Annotated in this window: 18 protein-coding genes, 1 tRNA gene and 1 pseudogene; 6 read left to right on the top strand and 14 right to left on the bottom strand. The window is 70.3% G+C overall.

Translation table 11 applies throughout. From position 1 onward, the window contains the following. Positions 1-165: 165 nt before the first annotated feature. The 7 genes from ACSNOK_RS04970 to ACSNOK_RS04940 all read right to left on the bottom strand — a co-directional run bounded on the left by ACSNOK_RS04970 (position 166) and on the right by ACSNOK_RS04940 (position 7,105). Positions 166-1,032, bottom strand: a complete 867-nt coding sequence (locus ACSNOK_RS04970) for a YwqG family protein (RefSeq protein WP_436779326.1) — start codon at positions 1,030-1,032, stop codon at positions 166-168. A gap of 219 nt (positions 1,033-1,251) precedes the next feature. Beyond that, positions 1,252-2,718: a SulP family inorganic anion transporter gene (locus ACSNOK_RS04965; RefSeq protein WP_436779325.1), complete on the bottom strand. Its 1,467-nt coding sequence runs from the start codon at positions 2,716-2,718 to the stop codon at positions 1,252-1,254. A 67-nt stretch (positions 2,719-2,785) separates the two neighbouring features. Beyond that, positions 2,786-3,382, bottom strand: coding sequence for a carbonic anhydrase (locus ACSNOK_RS04960; protein WP_436779324.1), 597 nt, complete (start codon positions 3,380-3,382; stop codon positions 2,786-2,788). Positions 3,383-4,032: 650 nt separating this feature from the next. Beyond that, entirely contained in the window at positions 4,033-4,581 is a 549-nt protein-coding gene (locus ACSNOK_RS04955; protein ID WP_436779323.1) for a hypothetical protein, read from the bottom strand. A 20-nt stretch (positions 4,582-4,601) separates the two neighbouring features. Further along, positions 4,602-5,897: a hypothetical protein gene (locus tag ACSNOK_RS04950; RefSeq protein ID WP_436779322.1), complete on the bottom strand. Its 1,296-nt coding sequence runs from the start codon at positions 5,895-5,897 to the stop codon at positions 4,602-4,604. A gap of 225 nt (positions 5,898-6,122) precedes the next feature. Continuing rightward, positions 6,123-6,272: a hypothetical protein gene (locus tag ACSNOK_RS04945; protein ID WP_436779321.1), complete on the bottom strand. Its 150-nt coding sequence runs from the start codon at positions 6,270-6,272 to the stop codon at positions 6,123-6,125. Between the two features lie 248 nt (positions 6,273-6,520). Further along, positions 6,521-7,105, bottom strand: coding sequence for a dihydrofolate reductase family protein (locus ACSNOK_RS04940; protein WP_436779320.1), 585 nt, complete (start codon positions 7,103-7,105; stop codon positions 6,521-6,523). Between the two features lie 689 nt (positions 7,106-7,794). On the opposite strand from ACSNOK_RS04940, the gene ACSNOK_RS04935 reads away from it, so the two are divergent. Further along, positions 7,795-10,233 carry an aminotransferase class III-fold pyridoxal phosphate-dependent enzyme gene (locus ACSNOK_RS04935; RefSeq protein ID WP_436779319.1) on the top strand — a complete coding sequence of 813 codons (2,439 nt, stop codon included), beginning with the start codon at positions 7,795-7,797 and terminating at the stop codon, positions 10,231-10,233. 2 nt (positions 10,234-10,235) lie between these two features. Then, positions 10,236-11,609, top strand: coding sequence for an aldehyde dehydrogenase family protein (locus ACSNOK_RS04930; protein ID WP_436779318.1), 1,374 nt, complete (start codon positions 10,236-10,238; stop codon positions 11,607-11,609). Between the two features lie 90 nt (positions 11,610-11,699). Here the strand turns inward: ACSNOK_RS04930 and ACSNOK_RS04925 are convergent, their stop codons facing one another. From ACSNOK_RS04925 to ACSNOK_RS04910, 4 genes are all read right to left on the bottom strand, one after another. After that, a complete protein-coding gene (locus ACSNOK_RS04925; RefSeq protein ID WP_436779317.1) occupies positions 11,700-12,155 on the bottom strand; it encodes a hypothetical protein in 456 nt (151 codons plus the stop codon). Between the two features lie 62 nt (positions 12,156-12,217). Beyond that, entirely contained in the window at positions 12,218-12,715 is a 498-nt protein-coding gene (locus ACSNOK_RS04920; protein ID WP_436779316.1) for a hypothetical protein, read from the bottom strand. Positions 12,716-12,741: 26 nt separating this feature from the next. Continuing rightward, positions 12,742-14,082 carry a PPE domain-containing protein gene (locus ACSNOK_RS04915; RefSeq protein WP_436779315.1) on the bottom strand — a complete coding sequence of 447 codons (1,341 nt, stop codon included), beginning with the start codon at positions 14,080-14,082 and terminating at the stop codon, positions 12,742-12,744. A 15-nt stretch (positions 14,083-14,097) separates the two neighbouring features. Next, entirely contained in the window at positions 14,098-14,478 is a 381-nt protein-coding gene (locus ACSNOK_RS04910; protein ID WP_436779314.1) for a hypothetical protein, read from the bottom strand. Between the two features lie 642 nt (positions 14,479-15,120). Between ACSNOK_RS04910 and ACSNOK_RS04905 the strand changes: the two genes are divergently transcribed. Beyond that, entirely contained in the window at positions 15,121-15,579 is a 459-nt protein-coding gene (locus ACSNOK_RS04905; RefSeq protein WP_436779313.1) for a hypothetical protein, read from the top strand. A gap of 332 nt (positions 15,580-15,911) precedes the next feature. Continuing rightward, on the top strand, positions 15,912-16,439 hold the full coding sequence (locus ACSNOK_RS04900) for a hypothetical protein (protein ID WP_436779312.1): 528 nt from the start codon (positions 15,912-15,914) through the stop codon (positions 16,437-16,439). Positions 16,440-16,651: 212 nt separating this feature from the next. On the opposite strand, the gene ACSNOK_RS04895 is transcribed toward ACSNOK_RS04900, so the two are convergent. Further along, complete coding sequence (locus ACSNOK_RS04895) at positions 16,652-17,002, bottom strand: helix-turn-helix domain-containing protein (protein WP_436779311.1); 351 nt, start codon at positions 17,000-17,002, stop codon at positions 16,652-16,654. 39 nt (positions 17,003-17,041) lie between these two features. On the opposite strand from ACSNOK_RS04895, the gene ACSNOK_RS04890 reads away from it, so the two are divergent. Next, on the top strand, positions 17,042-17,974 hold the full coding sequence (locus ACSNOK_RS04890) for a hypothetical protein (protein WP_436779310.1): 933 nt from the start codon (positions 17,042-17,044) through the stop codon (positions 17,972-17,974). After that, a complete protein-coding gene (locus ACSNOK_RS04885) occupies positions 17,971-19,770 on the top strand; it encodes a hypothetical protein (protein ID WP_436779309.1) in 1,800 nt (599 codons plus the stop codon). The genes ACSNOK_RS04890 and ACSNOK_RS04885 overlap by 4 nt, the downstream gene beginning before the upstream one ends. Positions 19,771-20,032: 262 nt before the next feature. Here the strand turns inward: ACSNOK_RS04885 and ACSNOK_RS04880 are convergent. Both ACSNOK_RS04880 and ACSNOK_RS04875 read right to left on the bottom strand, forming a co-directional pair. Continuing rightward, positions 20,033-20,106, bottom strand: a tRNA-Ala gene (locus ACSNOK_RS04880). Positions 20,107-20,206: 100 nt separating this feature from the next. Further along, positions 20,207-20,599 (bottom strand): annotated as a pseudogene (locus tag ACSNOK_RS04875) (hypothetical protein); the annotation flags it as partial.

Raw genomic sequence — 20,599 nt, 5'->3', positions numbered from 1 at the left:
CGCGCGGACGGCTGGAGAACGCCATGGTCACGAGGCTAACACGGGGTCTCCCGGCCTCCGATGGCCCACACGGACCGCCCCACGGACCGCCTTCGGCCTCCACCCTCCCGCCCCTTCGCTCCCCGTGCCCTCTGCCCCCAGCGGACGCCTCCCGCGTCACCGCCCTCAGCAGCACTGCCAGGTGAGCATCGCCCGGTCGAACCGCCGCTCCGCCAGGTCCCGCGGGCGTATGAGCCAGTAGAGCGCGCCCGTGTCGCCCCACATCATGTCGGCGGCGGCGTCACTGTCGATCTGGGCCAGCAGCGTCCATTCCCTGGCTTCCTCCGCCACCCGCGGATCGTCCCACTTCGCGCCCAGCACGCCACGGGCCACCTCGGGCTCGACGGGCCCCTGGACCGTGTCGGCCCAGCCGCCGATCCGGTGCGCGGTGCCGTTCCCGAGGCGCCACAAGGCGTCGCAGAACGCCCGGCCGTGCACCGGGTGCTCGATGTACGGCTCCCCGGAGGCCAGGTCCCCCGCGAACTCCGCCTCCACCACCGGATGGTCGGGGTCGGTGGCGGCGGTCACCTCGGCGCGGACGCCCAGCGGCACGCGCGGGTACGCCTCGGCCCCGACGGGCGCCTCGCGCGGGGACACGGGCGTCCCTTCCGGCACGTGCACCACACGGGCGCCCGGCCAGGTCTCCGGGTCGCCCGGGTCGACGCATGCCTCGCCGTCGTCGATCCGGCCGTCGAAAAAGAAGAAGTTGAGCGTGCCGTCGGTGGGAAAGGGCACGTCCAGGGCCGCGACGGACAGGGCGGCGCAGTCCACGGAGGCGACGAACGCCAGGGGGCCGTGCCCCTCCCACTCGGGCCACTCCACGTCGTCAGGGAGCCGGGGCAGCCCGCCGAGCGCCCCGGCCGGCGCCTCCCCGTCCGCCGCCGGGACCAGCCGGGCGCTCGGCCGCAGCAGGGCCAGCCAGCGCTCGGCGACGTCGGACGGAAGGTGGGCGCGGGCGATGGCCCGCAGCGTGTCTGCGGTGGGCTGCGTCATGCTCCGATGATGCCGGGCACCACTGACAACGCCCCATCGGCCACTCGACTCCCAGGCGTTCCGGCATCCCCCTGCGGCAGACCCGCACCCCACCGTCGTCACGAGCCGTCGTCGCGCGCCGTCATCACGAGCCGTCGTCGCGCGCCGCCGACACGAGCCACCGGCGCGCGCGCACGGCCGGGCCCGGTGGGAGCCGATCCCACCGGGCCCGTACCGCGGTCACGCCTTCGTCAGGGCCTCGATCGTCGTGCCCCGGTGCTCGGCCCAGGTCTCCAGGACCGTGCGGCACGCGTGGTCGAGATGGCGCAGCTGGGACAGGTCGAGTTCGACGGGGCGGTCCTCCGGGAGCGCCTCCAGGGTCTCCAGCATGCGGGGCAGCCGGAGGAAGGTCGCGTTCCCGCTGGCCGTGACCGTCAGCCGGCCCTCCACCGTCTCCTGCACGTCGAGGTGGATCTGCGACGTCTCCCAGGCGGACTTGACGACCGCCAGCAGCAGGCCGATGAGGACGCCCTCGAACATGTTGGTGACGATGATGCCGATCGCCGTGACCGCCAGCACCACCGCCTCGCCCCGGTGCTGCCGCCAGAGCGGCACGATCTGCTGCACCGGCACGAGCTTGCAGCCGGCGTGGACGAGGACGCCCGCCAGCGCGGCCAGCGGGATGATCCCGACCGCGGCCGGCAGGAGCGCCGAGAACAGCAGCAGCCAGGCGCCGTGCAGGATGCGGGCGTTCTTGGTGCGGGCCCCCGCCTGGACGTTGGCCGAACTCCGCACGATGACGGCCGTCATGGGCAGGGCGCCCAGGATGCCGCAGACCGTGTTGCCCACGCCCTGCGCCATCAGCTCCTTGTCGTACTCGGTGCGCGGACCGTCGTGCATCCGGTCCACCGCCGCCGCGCTGAACAGGCTCTCCGCCGAGGCGATCAGCGCGAAGGCGAGGATCGTGCTGAGCGCGGCCATGCTGCCGAGGGCGCCGAAGTCGTCGGCGCCCGGCGGCTGGACGGCCTGGACGATGCCCTCGAACTCGACGTTCGCCACGGACAGCCCGGCCAGGGCGCTGACAGCCGTGGCGAGGGCCACTGCCACGAGAGGCGCGGGCACCATCTGCGCCCCGGCCGGGAGCTTCTTCCAGAGGACGAGGACGACGATCGTGCCCGCGCCCAGCAGGAACGGGGTCAGGGCGTCGGCGTCCGTCACCACGGTGCCGATCAGCCCCGGCACGCCCGTGATCTTGTCGACGCCGGACCGGGGCTGCTTGACCCCGGCCATGGTGTAGAGCTGGCCGAAGAGCAGGACGAGGCCGATGCCGGCGAGCATCCCCTGCACGACGGCCACGGACACGGCCCGGAAGAGCCGCCCGAAGTGCAGGGCGCCCAGGATGATCTGAAGCAGCCCGGTGGCCAGGACGATGGCGCCCAGGGCGCCCAGGCCGAACTCGTGGACCGCCTCGAAGACCAGCACGGTGAGCCCGGCCGCGGGCCCGCTGACCTGGAGCGAACTGCCGGGCAGGCACCCGACGACCAGGCCGCCCACGATGCCGGTGATCAGGCCGAGTTCGGCGGGCACCCCGGAGGCCACGGCCACGCCCACGCACAGCGGGAGGGCCACCAGGAAGACGACGAGCGAGGCCAGGACGTCCTGCCTCAGGGTGACGGGATCTTTGAGGTTCTTGAGGGTCGAGAGCATGACTGCGGATTCCTTGCGCTGTGAGGGGATGGGGACGGTGGCCGCCCGACCGGTGGGCGAACGCGTGTCACAGCAGGTGGAACCGCCCGTCGGGCCGGTGCTCCCTGACGGCACCGGTGTGCACCTCGTAGTACCAGGCGTGCAGCCCGATCCCGCCGTCGGCCAGCCGCTCGGCGACGCAAGGGTGGGTGCGCAGCCGCTCCAGCTGCTCGACCGCGTGCCGCTGCACCGGCTCGGCCAGGTCGGGCGCTCCCGCTTCCACCGGCTCGTTCCACGGCCAGGCGACGGTCCGCTCCAGCCAGCCCCGCACGGCCGGCACGGCGGACAGGTCGTCCCCGCCGACGAGCGCCCGCACGGCGCCGCAGTGGGAATGGCCGCAGACCACGATGTCGCGCACGCCCAGCACGCGGACCGCGTACTCGATGGTCGCGGTCTCGCTGCTGGGGCGCTCGCCGTCGTACGCGGGGACGACGTTCCCCGCGGTGCGCAGCTCGAACAGCTCGCCGGGGCGGGCGCCGGTGATCAGCGACGGCACCACACGCGAGTCGGAGCAGGTGATGAAGAGGACTTCGGGGCGTTGGCCGGCTTCCAGGGCGCGGAACTCGTCGGCTCGCTCCGCCACATGGGTGGCGAAGGACCGGGCGTTGGCTATCAAGGACCTCATGGTGGCCTTTCTCCTGCGCCCGCCGTTTCCGGGCAGGGCGCGGTGTGTTCAAGGTCAGCACTGGGGTGTCGGACGCCGGCGGCCCCGTCGGGGGGACGCCGGCAGATGCCGCGCCGTCGTCCGGCGCGGAAAGCGAGGGAGTACCGGAGGCGGACGCACCCGCCTCCGAAGGATGAGAGGACCGGACTACCGCCGGGAGAACGCCACCGTGGTGGGGTGGACGGACCGGAGGCCCACAGGGTCGGGCAGCCGTTCCGGTCGGCTTGTGGTCCTGTCCGGGACCCGTCGTTCCATCAGCACATACTCCCCCGAGTACCGTGGACCATCGGTCGTGTGGTGACCGCGCCGTGCGCGCGGAGGCTTCTTCGGCGGCCGGCCGTTCCGGCGGCTACCAGCCCTTGGCCTCCACGCTACCCGCTGCGTCTGGTCAAAAGATAGCCAAATCCTTCTCTCGCACAGGTAATTGGCGCTCGACACCAACCAAAGCAACGGAGGCGCACAACTGCGGCGTGAGAGATGGCCGCGCGCCCCTCAAATGTCCTGTGCGCCCTAGTCGGAACCGTGCGACGCGGGACGGACGCCCACCGTCCCGCACGAGGCGGGCACCCGTCCCGCACAAGGCGGACACCCGTCCCGCACGAGGCGGACGCTCACCCGCCCGCCGCACCCGCCGCCGCCTCGGCCGCCCCCGGTCCGCCCCACTCGGGCAGCGCCGAGATCTCCTCCAGCGTCATGCCCATCCCCTGGTGCAGGAAGCGGACGATGGTCCAGTGCGGCAGGGCACCCTCGTCGAACGGCCCGAACTCCCGGCAGTACAGCGGGATCCAGCGCAGCGCCTCCTCCAGCACGCGCTCGCGGCCCGGCTCCTCCTGGTAGTCCTCGTAGGCGATGCTGCGGTGGTGGACGAAATACCGTCCGGGCAGCCGTTCCTCGCACAGGGCGCGGTACTCGCGCGTCTGGAGGATCAGGTAGTGCCAGATCTCGTCGATCTCCTGCTCGACCGGCAGGAAGAGCCCGGCGAGCCGCTCCCGGTGGCGCGAGACGAGGTACAGGTAGCGCAGGCACTCCAGGACCTGGCGCTCCACGAAGGCCGGTTCCGCGTCCGTCCGTCCGGCGGCGTACGCCACCACTTCCGCGTACAGTTCCTCGCCCAGCAGGGCCCTGAGGTCGTCGGCGGTCACGTTCGGCTGTGCGGTCATGGTCATTCCGTCCGTCGGGTTCAGCGGTCCTCGGCGGGGGCGGGCGGCTCCGCGATCGCGGCCGGCTCCGCCGCCCGGCGGTCCTCCGCGAGCCACGCGTACTTGCCGGACCTGCCGATCGGCAGGTGTTCCCGGTGCTCCACCCGGCAGCGCAGACCGGTGAGTTCGCGTACATCGCCCGCCAGCTTCTCGGCGGCGCCGGTTTCGACGGGCGATCCGTCGAACGTCGTGTAGAGCAGTACGGCGTCCCGCTCGCCCGCCGTCCGCAATTGGTGCAGGAAGACCCGCGAGGAGGCCGCGGCCACGCGGTCGTCGAGGTCCGCCTGCGACACCGGCCTGCCCTTCGCCGTCGTGAACAGCTCCTTCTCCCGGCCGCAGAAACGGGTGATGCGGGCGGGGTCCGGCGAGCCGTCCTCCGTTCGGACGCAGTCGCCGGAGCGGTAACGGACCAGCGGCATATAAGGGTTGCGCACACTGGTGACGATGAGACTGTGGATGTCACTGCCGGGCGCGACCGGGATCAACTCCACGCTCATCCGGTCCAGATACGGGTGGTAGACGCCGTTCCGGTCGCTGTAGAAGAGGTAGCCCAGCTCGGTGCTGCCGAACAGATCGACGACCGGGCAGTCGAAGTGCTCGCGGAGGTACCGCCGGACGTTCACCGGCGTGTATTCGTAGGCGTGCACGATGCTGTCGGGCCGGGGGAACCGGTCCCACAGGCCCCAGTGGTCGACTTTGCGCACGAAGTGCGCGAGATGGGGGCCCGAGCAGTCCAGGTGGTATCGGCCCGTCGGGTGGGCGTCCCGAATGGCCTGGATCTCCTCCAGCATGCGCTCCACCTCGTCCCGCTCCCACAGTCCCGGGTCGAGTCGCAGGTTGAGGTACAGGGTGCGTTCGTCGAGCCGCCGCTCGTCGAGCGAGGGTTCCGCTTCCGGCTCGGCGCCGCGTTTCGCGGCGTTCACCCGGGCGACGTGCTCGGTCGCCAGGACGGTGGTCAGCGAAACCCGCCGGCAGCCGTCCCGCCAGGTGGAGGAGATGTCGGGATGCTCGCTCCACAACCGGTAGTAGGACTTCAGCAGGAAGTAGGGCGGCCGGATGATCTGCATCCGCGCGTGGTTGGTGCCCGTGGAGAGCACGAATTCGGCCTCGCCGGCGGCGAGCGCCTCGGCCAGTTCCGGCGTCATCCAGTTGTCGGGGAATCCCCTGGCGATGTCCGTCTTCTCCAGGATGGGGAAATACCCCCGCTCGACCGACTCCCGGTAGAGCGGTATGCCCGCGACCCGGGCGACGACCTCGGCCGTCGGCTGTCCGTCCATGGACGATCTCATCGGCTGGGCACTCTCATTCGCTGGGGAGTCGTTCACCGTCTTCTGCCGGGGGTCCCTCGGGACGGGAACGCCGCGGCGGTTCCCGCGAGTGCGGGCGGAATCGCGCGGGAGCGGAGGAAAAAGGCCGGCCTTGGCGGCCCGGAGCCCGTGGGGCGAGGCTCCGGACCGCGGTCCGGCGGGCCGGCACTCCTCAGGGGGCGGTGATACCGCCGGTCAGGAGATGCAGCCGGACTTGTAGGAGATACAACCCGTCTTCGGGGTGGCGCTGATGCAGCCGTCCTTGCCGGAGGCCTGGGCGGAGTTGGCCGCCACCCACCGCTGCCAGTTCTCGTCCCGCGCCATCTTCTCGATCAGCTTTTCCATGGAGTCCTCCTGGGGAAAGTGCCTGGGAAGGGGTGGATCACACGCCGGTGCGGCGAGTGACAAAAGTAAAGCGATCCCCAAAGGAGTGTCAACGAAATGCCATACGGCAAGAAGGCGAACAGGCCACCCCGAGCCCGGGATGGCCTGATCACCACGCCCGCGACCGTACGACTACCGCCGGGCGCGACGGGCGTTGCCGGGCACCACCGGCCGGCGACAAACCGCCGCCGGACACCCCCGCCCTGCGACTACCGCCCGCGAACGTACTTCCTGACGAGGACACCGTTGCCGAAGACACGCACCGACTCCAGCGTGAAGTCGGCGATCCGGAAGCCCGAGCCGAACATCGGCATGCCGGAACCGTAGATCTGCGGATAGGTCTTGATGACCAATTCATCCACTTCGTCCGCGAGTTCACCCGCGATCCGCGAACCGCCGCAGAGCCAGATGCCCTTCTCGCCTTCCTCCGCCTTGAGTTCGCGGACGGCGGCGACGACATCCCCGTTCAGCAGGCGCACATTCGGGTGGGGCGACTCCGTCAGCGTCCGGGTGGCGACGTATTCGCACAGGTGCCCGTAGGGGCTGGGGAGCCCGGCGTCCAGGCCGATCTGGTAGCTGCCGCGCCCCTGCACGACGGTGTCGAAGTGCCGGTTCTCCAGCCCCTCCAGCCCGAGGGCGCGGCGCCCTTCGGCGGAAATGGTCTCGGGGTACTCGGTCGTGAGGTACTCCAGGAACTCCTCGTCGACGAAGGCCATCATGGACGACGCGTCACCCTCGGGATCGCCGATGAACCCGTCGATCGAGCAGGCGACGAAGTAGGTGAGCTTGCGCAAAAGGAGCCTCGTTTCGCTGGGTGGCGTCTGTCTCCGGCGATCCCCACGCCGGAGCGGAGCCCGGCGGTCGATCGACCACTCCGCACATAGTGCTTCATCCGTAGTGGTTTGGCAAGTGGCTCGTCCGCCACCCGCACCCACGCACCCCGCACCCACGCCCCGTCCCGACGACTCCCGCGACGGCCCGCACCACACCCGCCCCGGGCAGCGCGCGCGGCGGAAGACCGAAAGCGGAATACCTCGCCCCCTCACGGCATTCCCGGGCGCGGAATTCCCGCCCCTCGCACGGCCCAAGCAAACGCACCTTCGTTCAAGTGCGCCCCGACCGAAAACCGTCCACTCCGAATACGCCCCGTCGCCAAACGGAAGACGCTCCACGCACCACCCCCGAGGCGCCTCCCGACAGAACCCCCGACATGACCCTTCACGCAGGTCAGACCAGGCGGTACAGGCTCGCCACGCCCATCCGGAAACCCGCGCTTCGACGCGTTTCCCCCCGGAATCCCCTCCCGCCGAAGCGAATACGGAAAAGATCGTTCCCACCCTTCCGGAACGACCCCGTAGATCTTTTCCGCAGTCCGCCTCTATTCAGTTGAACCCGCCGCTTTCGCTGCCTCCCGCCGGGCACTAGCATCCCGCGAAGAAACCCCCCAGAAATGTAATTCCGGAATTTTCGAGACGAGGGTGAAATGGCGGCACCACTGGTCAACGCAGAGGCCCTGGTGAAGACCGACCGATCCCGGCTGATCCACCCGCACCTGCCCGGTGCCGCCGCCGATCGGATCATCATGGTGGAGGGTTCCGGCTGCCGGTTACGCGACGCTCACGGCCGCGAGTACCTGGACGCCACCGGCGGTCTCATGCTGGCGCATGTAGGGCACGGGCGGCGCGAGATGGTGGAGGCCGCCGCCGGGCAGATGGCGAAACTGGAGTACTTCAGCAGCTTCCACGAGTTCTCCAACGAACCCTCCATCCAGCTGGCCGACCGGCTGATCGATCTCGCGCCCGCCCCGATGGAGCGGGTGTACTTCACGAGCGGCGGCGCCGAAGCGGTCGACGCCGCGCTGCGGATGGCCCGGCTCTACCACCACCGGCTCGGCCGGCCCGAACGGACGTGGATCCTCGCCCGGAACCTCGGCTACCACGGCGTCACCTACGGCGGTGGCGCGGCCACCGGAATGCCCATGTTCCACCAGGGCTTCGGCCCCATGCTGCCGAACGTCCGCCACCTCACACCGCCGCTGCCCTTCCACCCGGAGCTGTACGACGGCGCGGACCCCACCGAGTACTGCCTGAGCGAGCTGCGGGACACCATCGAGGAGATCGGCGCGGAGAACATCGCCGTGATGATCGGAGAGCCGATCCTCGGTGTGGCCGGCGTGGTGGAACCCCCGGCCGACTACTGGCCGCGGGTCCGCGAACTGCTGTCGTCCCACGGGATCCTCCTCATCCTCGACGAGGTCATCACGGCGTTCGGCAGGACCGGCCACTGGTTCGCCTCCGAACGGCTGGGCGTCACCCCCGACTTCATCGTCACCGCCAAGGGCCTGACCTCGGGCTACTTCCCGATGGGCGCGCTCCTGGTGGCCGGTCACGTGGCCGATGTCGCCACCCGCGACGAGGGGTTCGTCGGCGGGTACACCTACAGCGGCCACGCCACCGGCTGCGCGGTGGCCCTGCGGAACCTCGACATCCTGGAGCGGGAGGACCTCCTCAATGCCGCCCGCGAGGTCGGCGACCACCTCGGCGCGCGCCTGCGGCGCCTGGAGGAACTGCCCATCGTCGGCCAGGTACGGCAGACCGGACTCATGATCGGTATCGAGCTGACCGAGGACCCGGCCACCGGCGAACTCCTGTCGGCCGACCGGGTACCGCCCCTCGTCCGGGACCGCGGCGTCATCGTCCGCAACAACCCCAACACCGTCCTGCTCAGCCCGCCCCTGGTGATGACCCACGAGGAGGCCGACCGGGTCGCCACCGCGGTGTCCGACGTCCTCACCGAGTTCGCCGCCACACCACGCTCCAGGAGCACCGCACCGGCCCCGTCCGCCCTCGACACGCCGTGGGACCGCCCGCCCTCGATGCCGGACCTGCTCGCCGAAGCCATGGAATGGCACTTCGGCCCCCGGACCGGCTCCCGGTTCTGGCTGGAGCGGGCCAAGACCCTCGACTTCGACCCGCGCAAGGACGTCCGCACAGAAGCCGACCTGGCCCTGTTCCCCAACGTCGTCGACGAGTTGCGCGACGCCCGCGTGGAGGACCTCGTACCGCGCGGATACGGGGACGAGCCGATCCCGCTCGACATCTTCGAGAGCGGCGGGACGACCGGGGCGCCCAAGCGCGTCGTCTGGCCCCCCGACCTCCACGAGCGGCTCACCTCGTGGCATGCGAAGGTCCTGGACGACCGCGGCGTCCCGCGCGGGGTGAACTGGCTGACGATCGGACCGAGCGGACCGCACCTCTTCGCGCCCACGAGCCGAACGCTCGCCCATCTGCGGGGCGGCATCCCCTTCACCCTCGACCTCGACCCCCGGTGGGTGAAACGGTGCGTCACCGAGGGCCGGGCGGAGGAGACCAGGCGGTACCTGGAGCACATCCTCGACCAGGTCGGATGGATCCTGCGCAGCCAGGACATCGGTGTCGTCTTCACCACGCCCCCGCTGCTGGAGGCGCTGGCCGGCCGCGAGGAGCTGGCCGAGCTCATCAACCGGAAGGTCCGCACCCTCATCTGGGGCGGCGCCTCCATGAGCGTCGACACCCGCCACCTGCTCCGCACCCAGGTGTTCCCCGAGGCGCGGCTGCTGGGCTTCTACGGGAGCACCATGGTCGGCGGCGGCATGTACGAGCGGGACGGGCTCGCCGAACACGAACCGTCCACCTTCGACCCGCCGTACCCGTTCATCAGCTTGCGGGTCGTCGACCCGGACACCGGGAAGCCGGTGCCCTACGGCGAACGCGGCCAGGTCGTCATGAGCCACGTGAGCCGCGGCATGCTGCTCCCCAACAACCTCGAACGGGACACGGCGCTCCGCGTCCCCCCGGTGGAGGGCTCCGGCGGCGACGCGGTCGCCGACATCCGCCCCGTCCGGTCGTTCGGCGGCACCACCGTCGTCGAGGGGGTGTACTGACCATGGCTCCCGAGCCCCTCCACCTCGACGCCCTCGGCCCCACCGGCCCCTACCGGACCCAGGCCAGGGAGACCGTCCACGACGTCACGGGACGGCCCGTGGCGGAACTCAGCGTCGTACCGCGGCTGTACGTGCGGCGCGCCCTGGCGGCGCTGCGGCGGGCGGAGGCGCCGCCGCCGGACGAGCGGATACCGGCCCTGGCCGAGGCGGGCCGGCTGTTCGCCACCGCGACGATCGACGGGATGCCGGTCGAACGGTACGAGCACACCGTCGCCCGGGTCAGCGGCCTGCCCGTCCCCCTTGTGCGGGAGGCCACCCGCACCGTGGCGACGGCCCTGGCCGGCGCGTACGGCTTCGCCTGCCAGGCCCGGCCGCGCGGCAGCCGGGACCCGTCGCTCGGCACCGGCACCGCGGCGTGGATCCGGCGCGGCGACGTGCTCTCCGTGCTCGTCGCCGGCAATCACCCGGGGGTCCACAGCCAGTGGGCGGAGGCCCTGGCCCTCGGCTACCGCGTCGCCGTACGACCCTCCCGGCGCGAGCCGCTGAGCGCGCACCGCCTGGTCGGCGCCCTGCACGAGGCCGGATTCGGCACGGACACGGTCGTGCTCCTGCCCACCGACCACAGCGCCGCCGACGAACTCGTCACGGGCGGCGACCTGGCCATGGTCTACGGCGGTGACGCCGTGGTGGACAAGTACCGGTCGGGCACGACCGTCCTGGCCCACGGCCCGGGCCGGGCCAAGATCCTCGTCACCGCGGACACCGACGCCACCCGGCACCTGGACACGATCGTCGATTCCGTCGCCGCGCACGCCGGCGCCGCCTGCGTGAACGCCACCGCCGTCTTCGTCGAGGGCGACCCGGCACCGGTGGCCGAGGCCGTCGCGGAACGGCTGGCCGGTCTGCCCTCCCTGCCGCCGGAACACGAGGGGGCGGTACTGCCGGTCCAGCCGCTGGACGACGCGCGGAATCTGGAGAAGTACGTGCACGCCGAGGCCGCCGGGGCCACCGCCTGGCTGGGCGGCGACACACTCGTCGGCGACCTCGGCGACGGCTCGGCGGCGCTGCGCCCCGCGGTGTTCCAGGTGGACCGCGCCGACGCGCCGCAGACCCGGCTGGAAATGCCGTTCCCGTGCGTCTGGTTCGCGCCGTGGAGCCGTTCCGACGGCCTGGCCCCGCTGCGCGACACGCTCGTGCTCACCGCCCTCACCTCCGACCGGGACCTGGTGGCGCGGCTGCTGGCCGAGCCGACCATCCGAAACCTGCACGTCGGCGACCACCCGACGCACGTGCTGGTGCCGGGCCTGCCCCACGACGGCTACCTCGGCGAGTTCCTCATGCGGAGCAAGACCTTCACCACCTCGCCGCCGCGCTGACGTCCGCCGCGGGCGGGATCCCGCCGGAAACGCCGGGATCCCCCCCGGCTCTCGCCGGACGGGATCCCGCTCACCGCTTCCGAGGGCCGGTCACCACCGGAAAATGACCCCGCGCCAGACCCATCCGGCGCCGGTGACCGTGTCACACAGGGGGTTCTTCATCTCCCGCGAGTCGTAGGCGAACGTCTCGACCCGCTGCCGTCGGCCGTCGGGCCCCCGCTCGTACGTCCAGCGTTTGGAGACCGTGGTCGACGGCCCCCGGCTGTACTCCGCCGACACGGCGATCCTGGGGGTGCCGCCGACCCATGTCACCTCCCACTGCTCGTCGAGGGCGCGCACCTCGTGCTTCCCCGGGACCAGCCGCATCCGGATGCGATACTGCCGGTCCAGCCCGCTCCGGGCGAAGAAGGCGTGCCAGCCGGGTTCCTCCACCCGCAACTGCGCCACCAGGTCCGCCTTCTCCTTGGGCAGCGCCTCGCGTACGACGTACGGCACATCGGGCCCGTTGAGCGCGAGCAGCGCCGCCCGCAGTGTGGCGGCAGGCACCGGTACGGAACCGCCGGCCGGATACCGGGTGCCCGTGTACCCGTCCCAGAAGCGGACCACCGTTACGCCCCCTCTCCGGCGTCAGGACGCACCGTGCGCAGGAACCACTCGAAATCGCCAACGACACCGGCCTCCTGCGCCACGGTGGACGTCAGGATCAATCTGATCACCGCACGCCGGTGCGGCCCGCCCGGATCCGGCATGGCCAGGAAGACCTGAGCCTGCACCAGACCGCGGCGCGCACCGCCGGAGTCGGCCGACAGAGTCAGCCTCTGGGCCAGACCGGGGGCGTCGTCCGAACCGAACTCGCCGCGCTTGGTCACCACCACCGACTCGTCGATCTCCCGCAGCCGCCGTACCGCCTCGTCGGCCAGGTCGGACAACGCCACTTCGTCCGGCCGGACGTCGCCGTCGATGGTGATGTTGGCCGTGAACCCGGCGTCCGGTTCCGGATGGAGCGCGACGAAGGCCACGCCGGGTGCGCCGACCTCGTCGGGAGGTGCCGGTCGCCAGCCTTCCGGCAGGCTGAACTCGATCGGCACCGGAAGTGTCGTGGCCATCGCGGCCCTCCTTTCGTACAAGGACATCACCTGACCAGGCCGACAATGCCGTCCTTGAGAGCCACGGCGCCGTCCTTCACATCACCGGCCGCGTCGACCACGAAGTCCGCCGCCTTGCCGGCGGCGTGCGTCACCTTCTTCGGATCGACCGTGAACTCCAGGCCCACGCCCCCGCCGAGCCCGGGAGTGAGGTTGACCTTGGGTCCGATGTGGTACTTGCCGTCTGCCCCTTTCTCGCTGGTCCATTTCACTTCGAAGCCGCTACCGGCCGAGGCCTCGACCGTACCGCCTATACCGATACCGCCGACCTCCGCGCCTCCGGCGGCGGAGACCTTGGCCCCCTCGAACGCCTTCACACCAGCGTTGACACCTTTCGGGCCGGCACCGAAACTGCCCGACAGCTCCTCACCGGCGAACCCCTCGGCACGTCCGTACAAGCCGAGCGGCCCGCGCTCCACGCGCCCCTCGGCCAGCCCTCTGGCGCCCACCGACACCTCGCCCTTGGCGGTCACTCCGGAGTCGGTGAATCCCCAGTTCGCGGTGGCCCTGCCTCCCACGTAGCCGTCGGCGATCCCGGTGAGCTTCCATACCCCGTCGGTCGACGACCCCTTGGCCGTCGCGTGGATGAGGTCGGCGTACAGCTTGACCGACCCCTCCTTGCCGTATTTGACGCCGCTGACGGTGAATCCGGTATCGAGACCCTTCACCGACACCTCGCCCTCGGGCTTCCACTCCCGTTCCTTCTTCCCCTCCTCCGCCCAGTGCTTCTGGTAGACCTTGAGGTCACCGACGGCCTGGGCGTTGAAGCCGCGCCCCGCCAAGGAGAAGGTGCCCGTGGAGTCGGTGCCGGAGGCCAACCGCAGGGCGCGTTCGACATCCTTGTCCACTTCGTCCACCTGCCGCACGGCCTTCTTGATCGCCTGGGTCCAGGCCGTTTCGGCCTCTCGTGTCCTACGGCAGAAGCCCTCGAAGTCCGGGTCCTTCCTGGCGTACGCGTCGAGCCGGCTCCAGTCGTAGGCGGCCTTGCCTTGCGAGTCGATGAGGAAGTGCTTCTTCCGGGCATCGACGACCAGGTCCTTGACCACTTTGACCAGTGCGGTGAACTGCGTGTGAGCCTGCCGGAGCAGCGAGGCGATCGCCTTCGCCTGTTTCTGCGCCGCACTGAGCTGTTCCTGCGTGTCCTTGAACCGAGCGGACGCCGCTATGGCGGCCAGCCCCACCCACCGGCCGTCTTCCGCGACCGTCCGCACTTTGTGCGCGTAGTGGTCCTCGATCTTCTTGAACGCCTCGGCCATGGCCTCCCACTTGGCGGCCGCAGTGGTGAGCGGCTCCAGCTTCGTGGTGACGACTTCCTGATAAGTCAGCATGACGGTCCCCGCCCCCTAGTCGCCCTTGGCCTTCGTCCCGCCGTAGAACCTGCGGAGCAGCTCATTGGTCCGCTGGTCGTCGAACCCCTTCCCGGTGCGGCGGTCGAACGCGGAGAAGCCCTCCGCCGTCTTGGTCAACGCCTCCTCGTCGGCGGACAACAGCGCCTGCAGATTCCGAACCTGTCGGTCCCACTCGTCGTGAACGTTCTTGAGAGCCTTGGCTGTAGACCATCCATGCAATGCGGTACCGGCTTGAGCAGTCCCCTCCTCCGCTGTGGTTCCGGCCGTGCGGACATCGGGCCGGATGTCGTTTCTGAGCGCTTTCGCAGCCGCCTTTTTGCCCGCTTCGTTCGTCTTGAGCCTGTCCGAGCCTCCTGGGCCACTTCCGTTCGCCATGTGACCACCCCCTGTCTCTGTCGCAGCGATCAAGCGTGCTGACACAACAAGTCAGTGGGGCGATCATATGCATGACAGTTCTCGGCCAACTCGCGAACTGTTCCGACGATGACGGAGGCTCCTCGGCCGCTTCGCCCGACCCGAAAACGAAAAGATCCCGCCCGGCCTTTCGGCCGGACGGGATCTTCGATGACTGCTCCGGAACAGTCGTGTTGTCGGGTGTTCACGAGTGCGCTCAGGCTGCGATGAAGCGGGGTGGCTAAAGATCGCTTCCCAGTTCTGGACTGATCATTTCCCGTTGGGCCGGTTCCTTCTATGCTCGGCTTCGCGCTTTGGCCAGAACTGGGAGGGGGTCTCGTGCGTGGTGTTCGATGTGGGTCACGCTCTGGCGCATGGATGCTGGCGGCTGGCTTGATGCTGTCCGTGGCTGGGTGTGGTGGAAGTGAGACGGCTTCCCGCGCTGGAGCCAGTGCTACGCCGAGCGACGGGCGCCCCCACACGGCCGCCCCGTCCACCGCTGCCCACCCCGCCCCGGCCGATGATTCAGGCAAAGGCAATGGCTGCGGTCTGACCGACACCGATCAGACCCCGCCCACCAGTACGCCCAAGGACGTCACCTGGCAGATCATCAAGGGCGACGCGATGCCTACCTCACCGAGCGCCGGCCCAGGCGAGATCGAGGGCCCTATCGCCCGCTGCTACGCGCACACTCCGCTCGGCGCGCTGATCGCTGCCTCGCAGATCGGCGACCGGCTGGGCGTGGCCTCCAACCGTGAAGCGATGGAGATCCTCAAGCAGCAGGCGGTGCCCGGTCCGGGGGTGGAACGCAACCTGGCACGGTTGACCGGGCCCGAGGTGGGCGACGGCTCCGTCGACGGGCAGACAGCGGGCTTTCAGTTCGTCGGCTACACCCCCGACATGGCTGTTATCAACCTCGTCTCCCGGATGAAGGACGGCACGTTCAATGTGGCCACGTTCACGATGAAGTGGCTTGACGGGGACTGGAAGATCCAGCTCCAGGACAGCGGGGCGGACAGTTCCAGTGTCTCCCAAGTCACGAGCCTGGCCGGGTACGTGGCTTGGAGCGGTGACGCTCGGTAGCGCCCTGCCCCCGAGCCCCACGGGCTTGGGGCCTGCCCTACTCCCCGAGCCGATCTCCACGGGTCCAGCCACGGCAGCTAATGGACCGCTGTCGAGCGGGCGTTGTCATGAGGCATTGGCGATCAACGTCTGGGAGGAGCACCCGCACCCCTGTGATCTTCCACGGTCGCGCGACGCCCCATATCACCCCTGATCTGGGCGGCAGTTGTCGTTAGGGATCTTTGGCGATCACCTACTGCGATCTCAGCCGGGCTCCCCTACGGTGTGGGCGGGGTTCTGGCAGTTCTGGGCCTGGAGCCCGGACGGCGCTAGGACGATTCCAAGGGCAGGCAATGACGTCGCTGTTCGATCGGCTGGACAGGGAAGAAGCCATCGTCCGGGGTGAGCTGGCGGCTCTGCGCGAGAAGGTTGCCCAGGCGGAAGAGCGCCTGGCTCATCTGGCGATCACTCGCGTGACCCTCGCCTCCCTGGGGGCCGCGGAGGCTGAAGACAGTACCGATGAGCCGTCCTCCAACGCTCCATACGGCAGTCCTGCTGATGGCGAGGCCGAGGCCGACGCCAACGGGTCGGCGGGTGATGGGGAGGCCGCTCCTGCGGGCGAGCCTTCGGGGCCGGCGCTGGAGGAGTTGCCGCTGGAGGTGGCCCGTGAGCGGATCCTGGCCCTGCTCGCGCAGACAGGCCGGGCGGTGAAGTTGCAGGATCTGCTGCCGGCGATCGGCGAGGCTCGGGTGGAGACGACACGCGCGCGGCTGAAGGCCATGGTGAAGGAGGGACTGCTCGTCGAAGGTCCCGTGGCGTGGTTCGCGCTCAAGCCGACTGCCGCCGCGGAAGAAGTTTCGGAGGAGGTCCGGGTGGCCTGATGAGATGTCCGCCGGGTGCGGCCTCGGGCCCGCTGTGGCGGATGAGGCTGGCACCGCCGAGATCTGACCTCGGCGGTGCCGGTTGCTTGAGTCCCTAGCAAGGTGGCTCTCGCGTGTCCTGACAGTAGTGGAGATCATCCCGGTGTTGGGTGCGGAGCCACGAAATCGTCATGCCCGGTCGCAGTCGTGCGATTTCGGGCGCGAATCGAGGCTCATTGTCTGCTTCTCCGAGCATGAACGGGCCCGTCCGGCCACAGCGGCACACCGGTGAAGGCAGCCAGCCGGGCGACGGTCGCCACGTCCGGCCAGGACCTTCCGGCGAGCAGGTCTGCGATGGCTTGCCGGTTGACTCCGGAGCCGGCCGCCATCGCTCGCAGGCTCAGCTTCCGGTCCCCCATCTCCCTCGCGAGGCGGCGGGCGATCTGGCGCACGGCCTCGGCCCCGGCGTCGGGGCTGGGCGCCTCGGGCCAAGCTTCAGGGTCGTGGGTCATCTCCCGCGGGGGGCGTGCGCGGGCGCGTCCGCCGACCATGCGCGCACCGTCCTCTCTGTCGAAGTCGATCAATCTCCGGGCGGCTGCTTGTCCAGCCGCTATTCGTGGATCGTGATCCTTGATCCTCAGACTTCCGCGAAGATCGCCAGCTACCGGCCACGGGAGGCCCCGCCCGTCTGGGAAGAGGTCGCGCCGCTGGTGAGATCGGTGGTGGCGGCCACGGTGAGCTCGGTTCCCTACGACGTGGAACGGCTGCTGCACGTCACCGCCTCCCTGGCCGTCTGGGCCGTCAAGGCCGGGCACCCCAAAGATCCGGATGCCTGGCTGCGGAACGAGGTCATCGACGCGTACGTGCTCTCCCGCGCTGCCGACCTTGAGGAGTCGTCGGTGCGCACCTACCGCACGTGGCTGCTGCGGGTGCGGGACGCGCTGGCCTGGAGCGAACGAGGAGAGACCGCTCCAGTCCGCCTGCACGCCGAGCCCGCACCCCATCCTCCCTATGAGCGGGCCGACCTGGCGGCCCTGAAGCACTGGGCGGAGCATCTGCGTGGCCAGCAACGCAGCGACGCTCAGGCCCTGCTGGGCCTCGGGGCGGGATACGGGCTCCAGCCCCGGGAGGTCGCCGCCACCCTCGGGAGTCATCTTCAGTGCCGCGGTGACGCAGACGGCCCGCTGGTACACACCGGCGTCACGCGCGAGTATCCGCTGGCCGCCCGGTCCGGCTGGGAAGAGGTCCTCGAGGAGCTGGCCTGGCAGGCCGGAGGCGGATACCTTTTCCGCCCTCGCCGCACCGTCGAGTATGCCAAGAACCTCATTGGCTCCTGGTCGCTGCTGCACCAACCCCCGGAGGGTCTGCCAAGAGTGTCGGTGGGGCGGCTGCGAGCCACGTGGATCGTGCAACTGATGGCTACCGGGCTCGGCCACGATCTGATTGCCAAGGCCGCGGGCCTTGCCTCGGCCGCCTCGCTGGCCCGCTACCAGCACCACGTGCCGCCTCTCCACGACAACACCGCAGCCCGCCTTCTGCGGGATGCCAAAGCATGACCGCCCCCCGCTCCTGGCGGGACAGCAAGAAGATCAGGCACTGTCGGCCACGTCCGGCCACCGACGCTCCGTTCGCGATACCTGATTCCAAGGTCGGCCAGCTCGATACGCTGCTGCACCACAGCGGCGTACTCGGCCTCATCGATACCGAGCTGGCCGGCCGACCGGGACCAGGCGGGCTGCCAGTGCGGACCGTGTTGGTGGCCCTGCTGCTGTCCCTGCACTACCACCAGAGCGCCACCCTGGCCGATGCCTGCCGCGTCCTGCTCGACGAGCTCACCCCCACCGCCCGGGACTGGCTCGCCGTCACCGACATCGACCGGCACGATCTCCATGCCAGGCTCGCCTTCTCCCGCCGCGTCTACCGCTCCTTCGACCGGCTGACCAGCGCTCTGGATCCCTACCGGTGCGACAGACGCCGCCGCCTGCCCACTGACGAAGCCGCCGCACACGCCGCGGCTTGGGAGGACGGGGACGCCGAACACCTCAGGCGTCGCCAGCTTCTGCAGGAGATCAGCGACCGCCTGGTCCTGGTCACCGTCCGCCTGGCCCACAGACGCGGCCTGTTCAAGGGCTGGAAGGGCGACATCGGTATCGATACAACGCCAGTTCCCGCCTGGCACGACGAGCCGAAGACCCACAAGGGCCTGGCCTCTGTTGAGATCACGGCCGGATGGCACTTCTGCGGGGGCTCCACCGAGGGAATCTTCGGCCACAGCGCGACCCTGCTCGTCGCCGGGAGCCGCCGCCATCCGGCCGGCCATCCACGTGCGGGCCAGCGGGTCAGTGAGCACCCTCAGCTCGCCCTGGGTCTGGTGCTGGACACTCCTGGCAAACGGATCGGTCCCAATGCCATCCACGCTCTGGGGGTCCTGGCCCCGTTCGGGTTTCCGGCCGGGGTTCTGGCCGTCGACCGCGCCTACACCGACCAGACCACCCCTCACTTCGCCGAGCCTGCCCGCCGTCTGGGCTACCGCCTTGTCCTCGACTACAAACAAAACCAGCGCGGTGTCCAGGGCAGTGCGCCATCCGGAGCCCTCTTGGTCGATGGCTCCCTTGCCTGCCCTGCTATGCCGACCCGCTTTGCGCACGCCACCGCGGGCCTGAATGACGGCGCTGTCCGCGCCATGGACGACCAGCTCGCCGGGCTCATCGCCCAGCGCCAGCCCTTCTTCCTCAAAACCAAGCAGGCCGCCGACGCACGCGGCACCATCCGGCTTCAGTGCCCTGCCGCCGGGCCCTCGCCCTCGGTCAACTGCCCCCGCTTTCACCACGTCCACGGCACCGTCGGCGCACGGCCGAAGGCCGTGGACCTCACCAACCTCCGGGCAACCGCCGCTCACAGCGCGGCCAAGACCGCCGTCCCGATCCCAACCGCCGAGCGCCTGCGTCCCCCGCCGAAGAACGAACTGCCCCGGATCTGCCAGAAGCCGACCATCACCCTCCATCCAGGAGGCCTCGGCGCGCACGACAAGTTCCGGCAGGACTTCCCCTACCTCGGCCCCGCCTGGCACGACACCTACAAACCCATCCGGGCCAACAACGAAGGACTCAACGGACGCGCCAAGAGCCACCGCATCGACATCGGCGACCCCAAGAAACGCCTCGCCCACGGACGCGCCGCCCAGACCATCCTCGTCGCTCTGATGGTCTGCACCCTCAACCTGCAGATCCTCCACGACTGGCATTTGACCAGCGGCACCCCGCCCACACCGGAAACCGTTTTCAGCGGTTTCAAGCACGACGGCCACCTCACGCCGACCGCACACACCAGCACCGGCATACCGCCGCCGTGACGAGCACCACACCACGCGATTTCTGAAGAGCACTTCGCCCAGCCGCACCGGCCGACCCGCCCAGCGGCGACCCCGGCATGCCCTTCGCACCCGGAATCACCCCCGAACCCGCCGCGCAGCTAGCCGAGCAGCCACCCCCAGGCCCGCCGAGTTCGGAAACCACCTCGAACAAACCCCGGAAACACGAAGATCCCGCCCGATCGGAGTGATCGGACGGGATCTCGTCAACTATCCCTGAGCGAACTCAAGAACAGTCGTGTTGTGGACCTGAGGGGATTTGAACCCCTGACCCCCTCGATGCGAACGAGGTGCGCTACCGGACTGCGCCACAGGCCCTTGCAACGAGTGAAACTCTAGCACCCCGACCGGCCAGGAAGAAAATCGCCCTTCGCGGCCCCCGGCGGCTGACCAGGGAGGGGGCGGACGGAGGTGGTGGTCACTCGTTGGCGGCGCGGGGGCGCTCGTCGTCCGCGTACTGGTCGAACAGCGGGGTGCGGCCGCGTTCGCGCGGGCGGCGGCGGGGGCGGGCGGCACGGCGGTCGTCGGCCGGCTTGCGGTCGAGGGCAGGGCCGGCGGTGCTGGAGCGGGCGGCGCTCCAGGTGTCCGGGGTGCCGAGGTCGGCGGAGTCGCCGGCGCGGGGGGCGACGGGGGCCGTGACATAGGTGGGCAGCGGCACGGGCACCGGCTCCCAGCCGTCGCCCTCGGTACCGCGGTCGCGCTGCTGGTCCACCCACTCCGCGTGGTCGGTCTGCTCGACCAGGGCGCGGCGGCCCGCGCTGGGCGAGGGGGTCGGCGGGGCGGCCGGGCCGCTCGCGGGCTCAGCCGCGGC

This window comes from Streptomyces sp. URMC 126 (assembly GCF_051386555.1).
Classification (GTDB): Bacteria; Actinomycetota; Actinomycetes; order Streptomycetales; family Streptomycetaceae; genus Streptomyces.
The sequence above is the reverse complement of the archived record's forward strand: the minus strand, read 5'-3'. Positions and strand labels throughout refer to the sequence as shown.

Excerpts from the sequence above, each read along its gene's own strand:
- ACSNOK_RS04955 (WP_436779323.1), bottom strand. The coding sequence starts at position 4,581 with ATGACCGCACAGCCGAACGTGACCGCCGACGACCTCAGGGCCCTGCTG.
- ACSNOK_RS04950 (WP_436779322.1), bottom strand. The coding sequence starts at position 5,897 with ATGGACGGACAGCCGACGGCCGAGGTCGTCGCCCGGGTCGCGGGCATA.
- ACSNOK_RS04970 (WP_436779326.1), bottom strand. The coding sequence starts at position 1,032 with ATGACGCAGCCCACCGCAGACACGCTGCGGGCCATCGCCCGCGCCCAC.
- ACSNOK_RS04960 (WP_436779324.1), bottom strand. The coding sequence starts at position 3,382 with ATGAGGTCCTTGATAGCCAACGCCCGGTCCTTCGCCACCCATGTGGCG.
- ACSNOK_RS04905 (WP_436779313.1), top strand. The coding sequence starts at position 15,121 with ATGCCTACCTCACCGAGCGCCGGCCCAGGCGAGATCGAGGGCCCTATC.
- ACSNOK_RS04920 (WP_436779316.1), bottom strand. The coding sequence starts at position 12,715 with ATGGCCACGACACTTCCGGTGCCGATCGAGTTCAGCCTGCCGGAAGGC.
- ACSNOK_RS04965 (WP_436779325.1), bottom strand. The coding sequence starts at position 2,718 with ATGCTCTCGACCCTCAAGAACCTCAAAGATCCCGTCACCCTGAGGCAG.
- ACSNOK_RS04885 (WP_436779309.1), top strand. The coding sequence starts at position 17,971 with ATGACCGCCCCCCGCTCCTGGCGGGACAGCAAGAAGATCAGGCACTGT.
- ACSNOK_RS04945 (WP_436779321.1), bottom strand. The coding sequence starts at position 6,272 with ATGGAAAAGCTGATCGAGAAGATGGCGCGGGACGAGAACTGGCAGCGG.
- ACSNOK_RS04930 (WP_436779318.1), top strand. The coding sequence starts at position 10,236 with ATGGCTCCCGAGCCCCTCCACCTCGACGCCCTCGGCCCCACCGGCCCC.
- ACSNOK_RS04900 (WP_436779312.1), top strand. The coding sequence starts at position 15,912 with ATGACGTCGCTGTTCGATCGGCTGGACAGGGAAGAAGCCATCGTCCGG.
- ACSNOK_RS04910 (WP_436779314.1), bottom strand. The coding sequence starts at position 14,478 with ATGGCGAACGGAAGTGGCCCAGGAGGCTCGGACAGGCTCAAGACGAAC.
- ACSNOK_RS04915 (WP_436779315.1), bottom strand. The coding sequence starts at position 14,082 with ATGCTGACTTATCAGGAAGTCGTCACCACGAAGCTGGAGCCGCTCACC.
- ACSNOK_RS04935 (WP_436779319.1), top strand. The coding sequence starts at position 7,795 with ATGGCGGCACCACTGGTCAACGCAGAGGCCCTGGTGAAGACCGACCGA.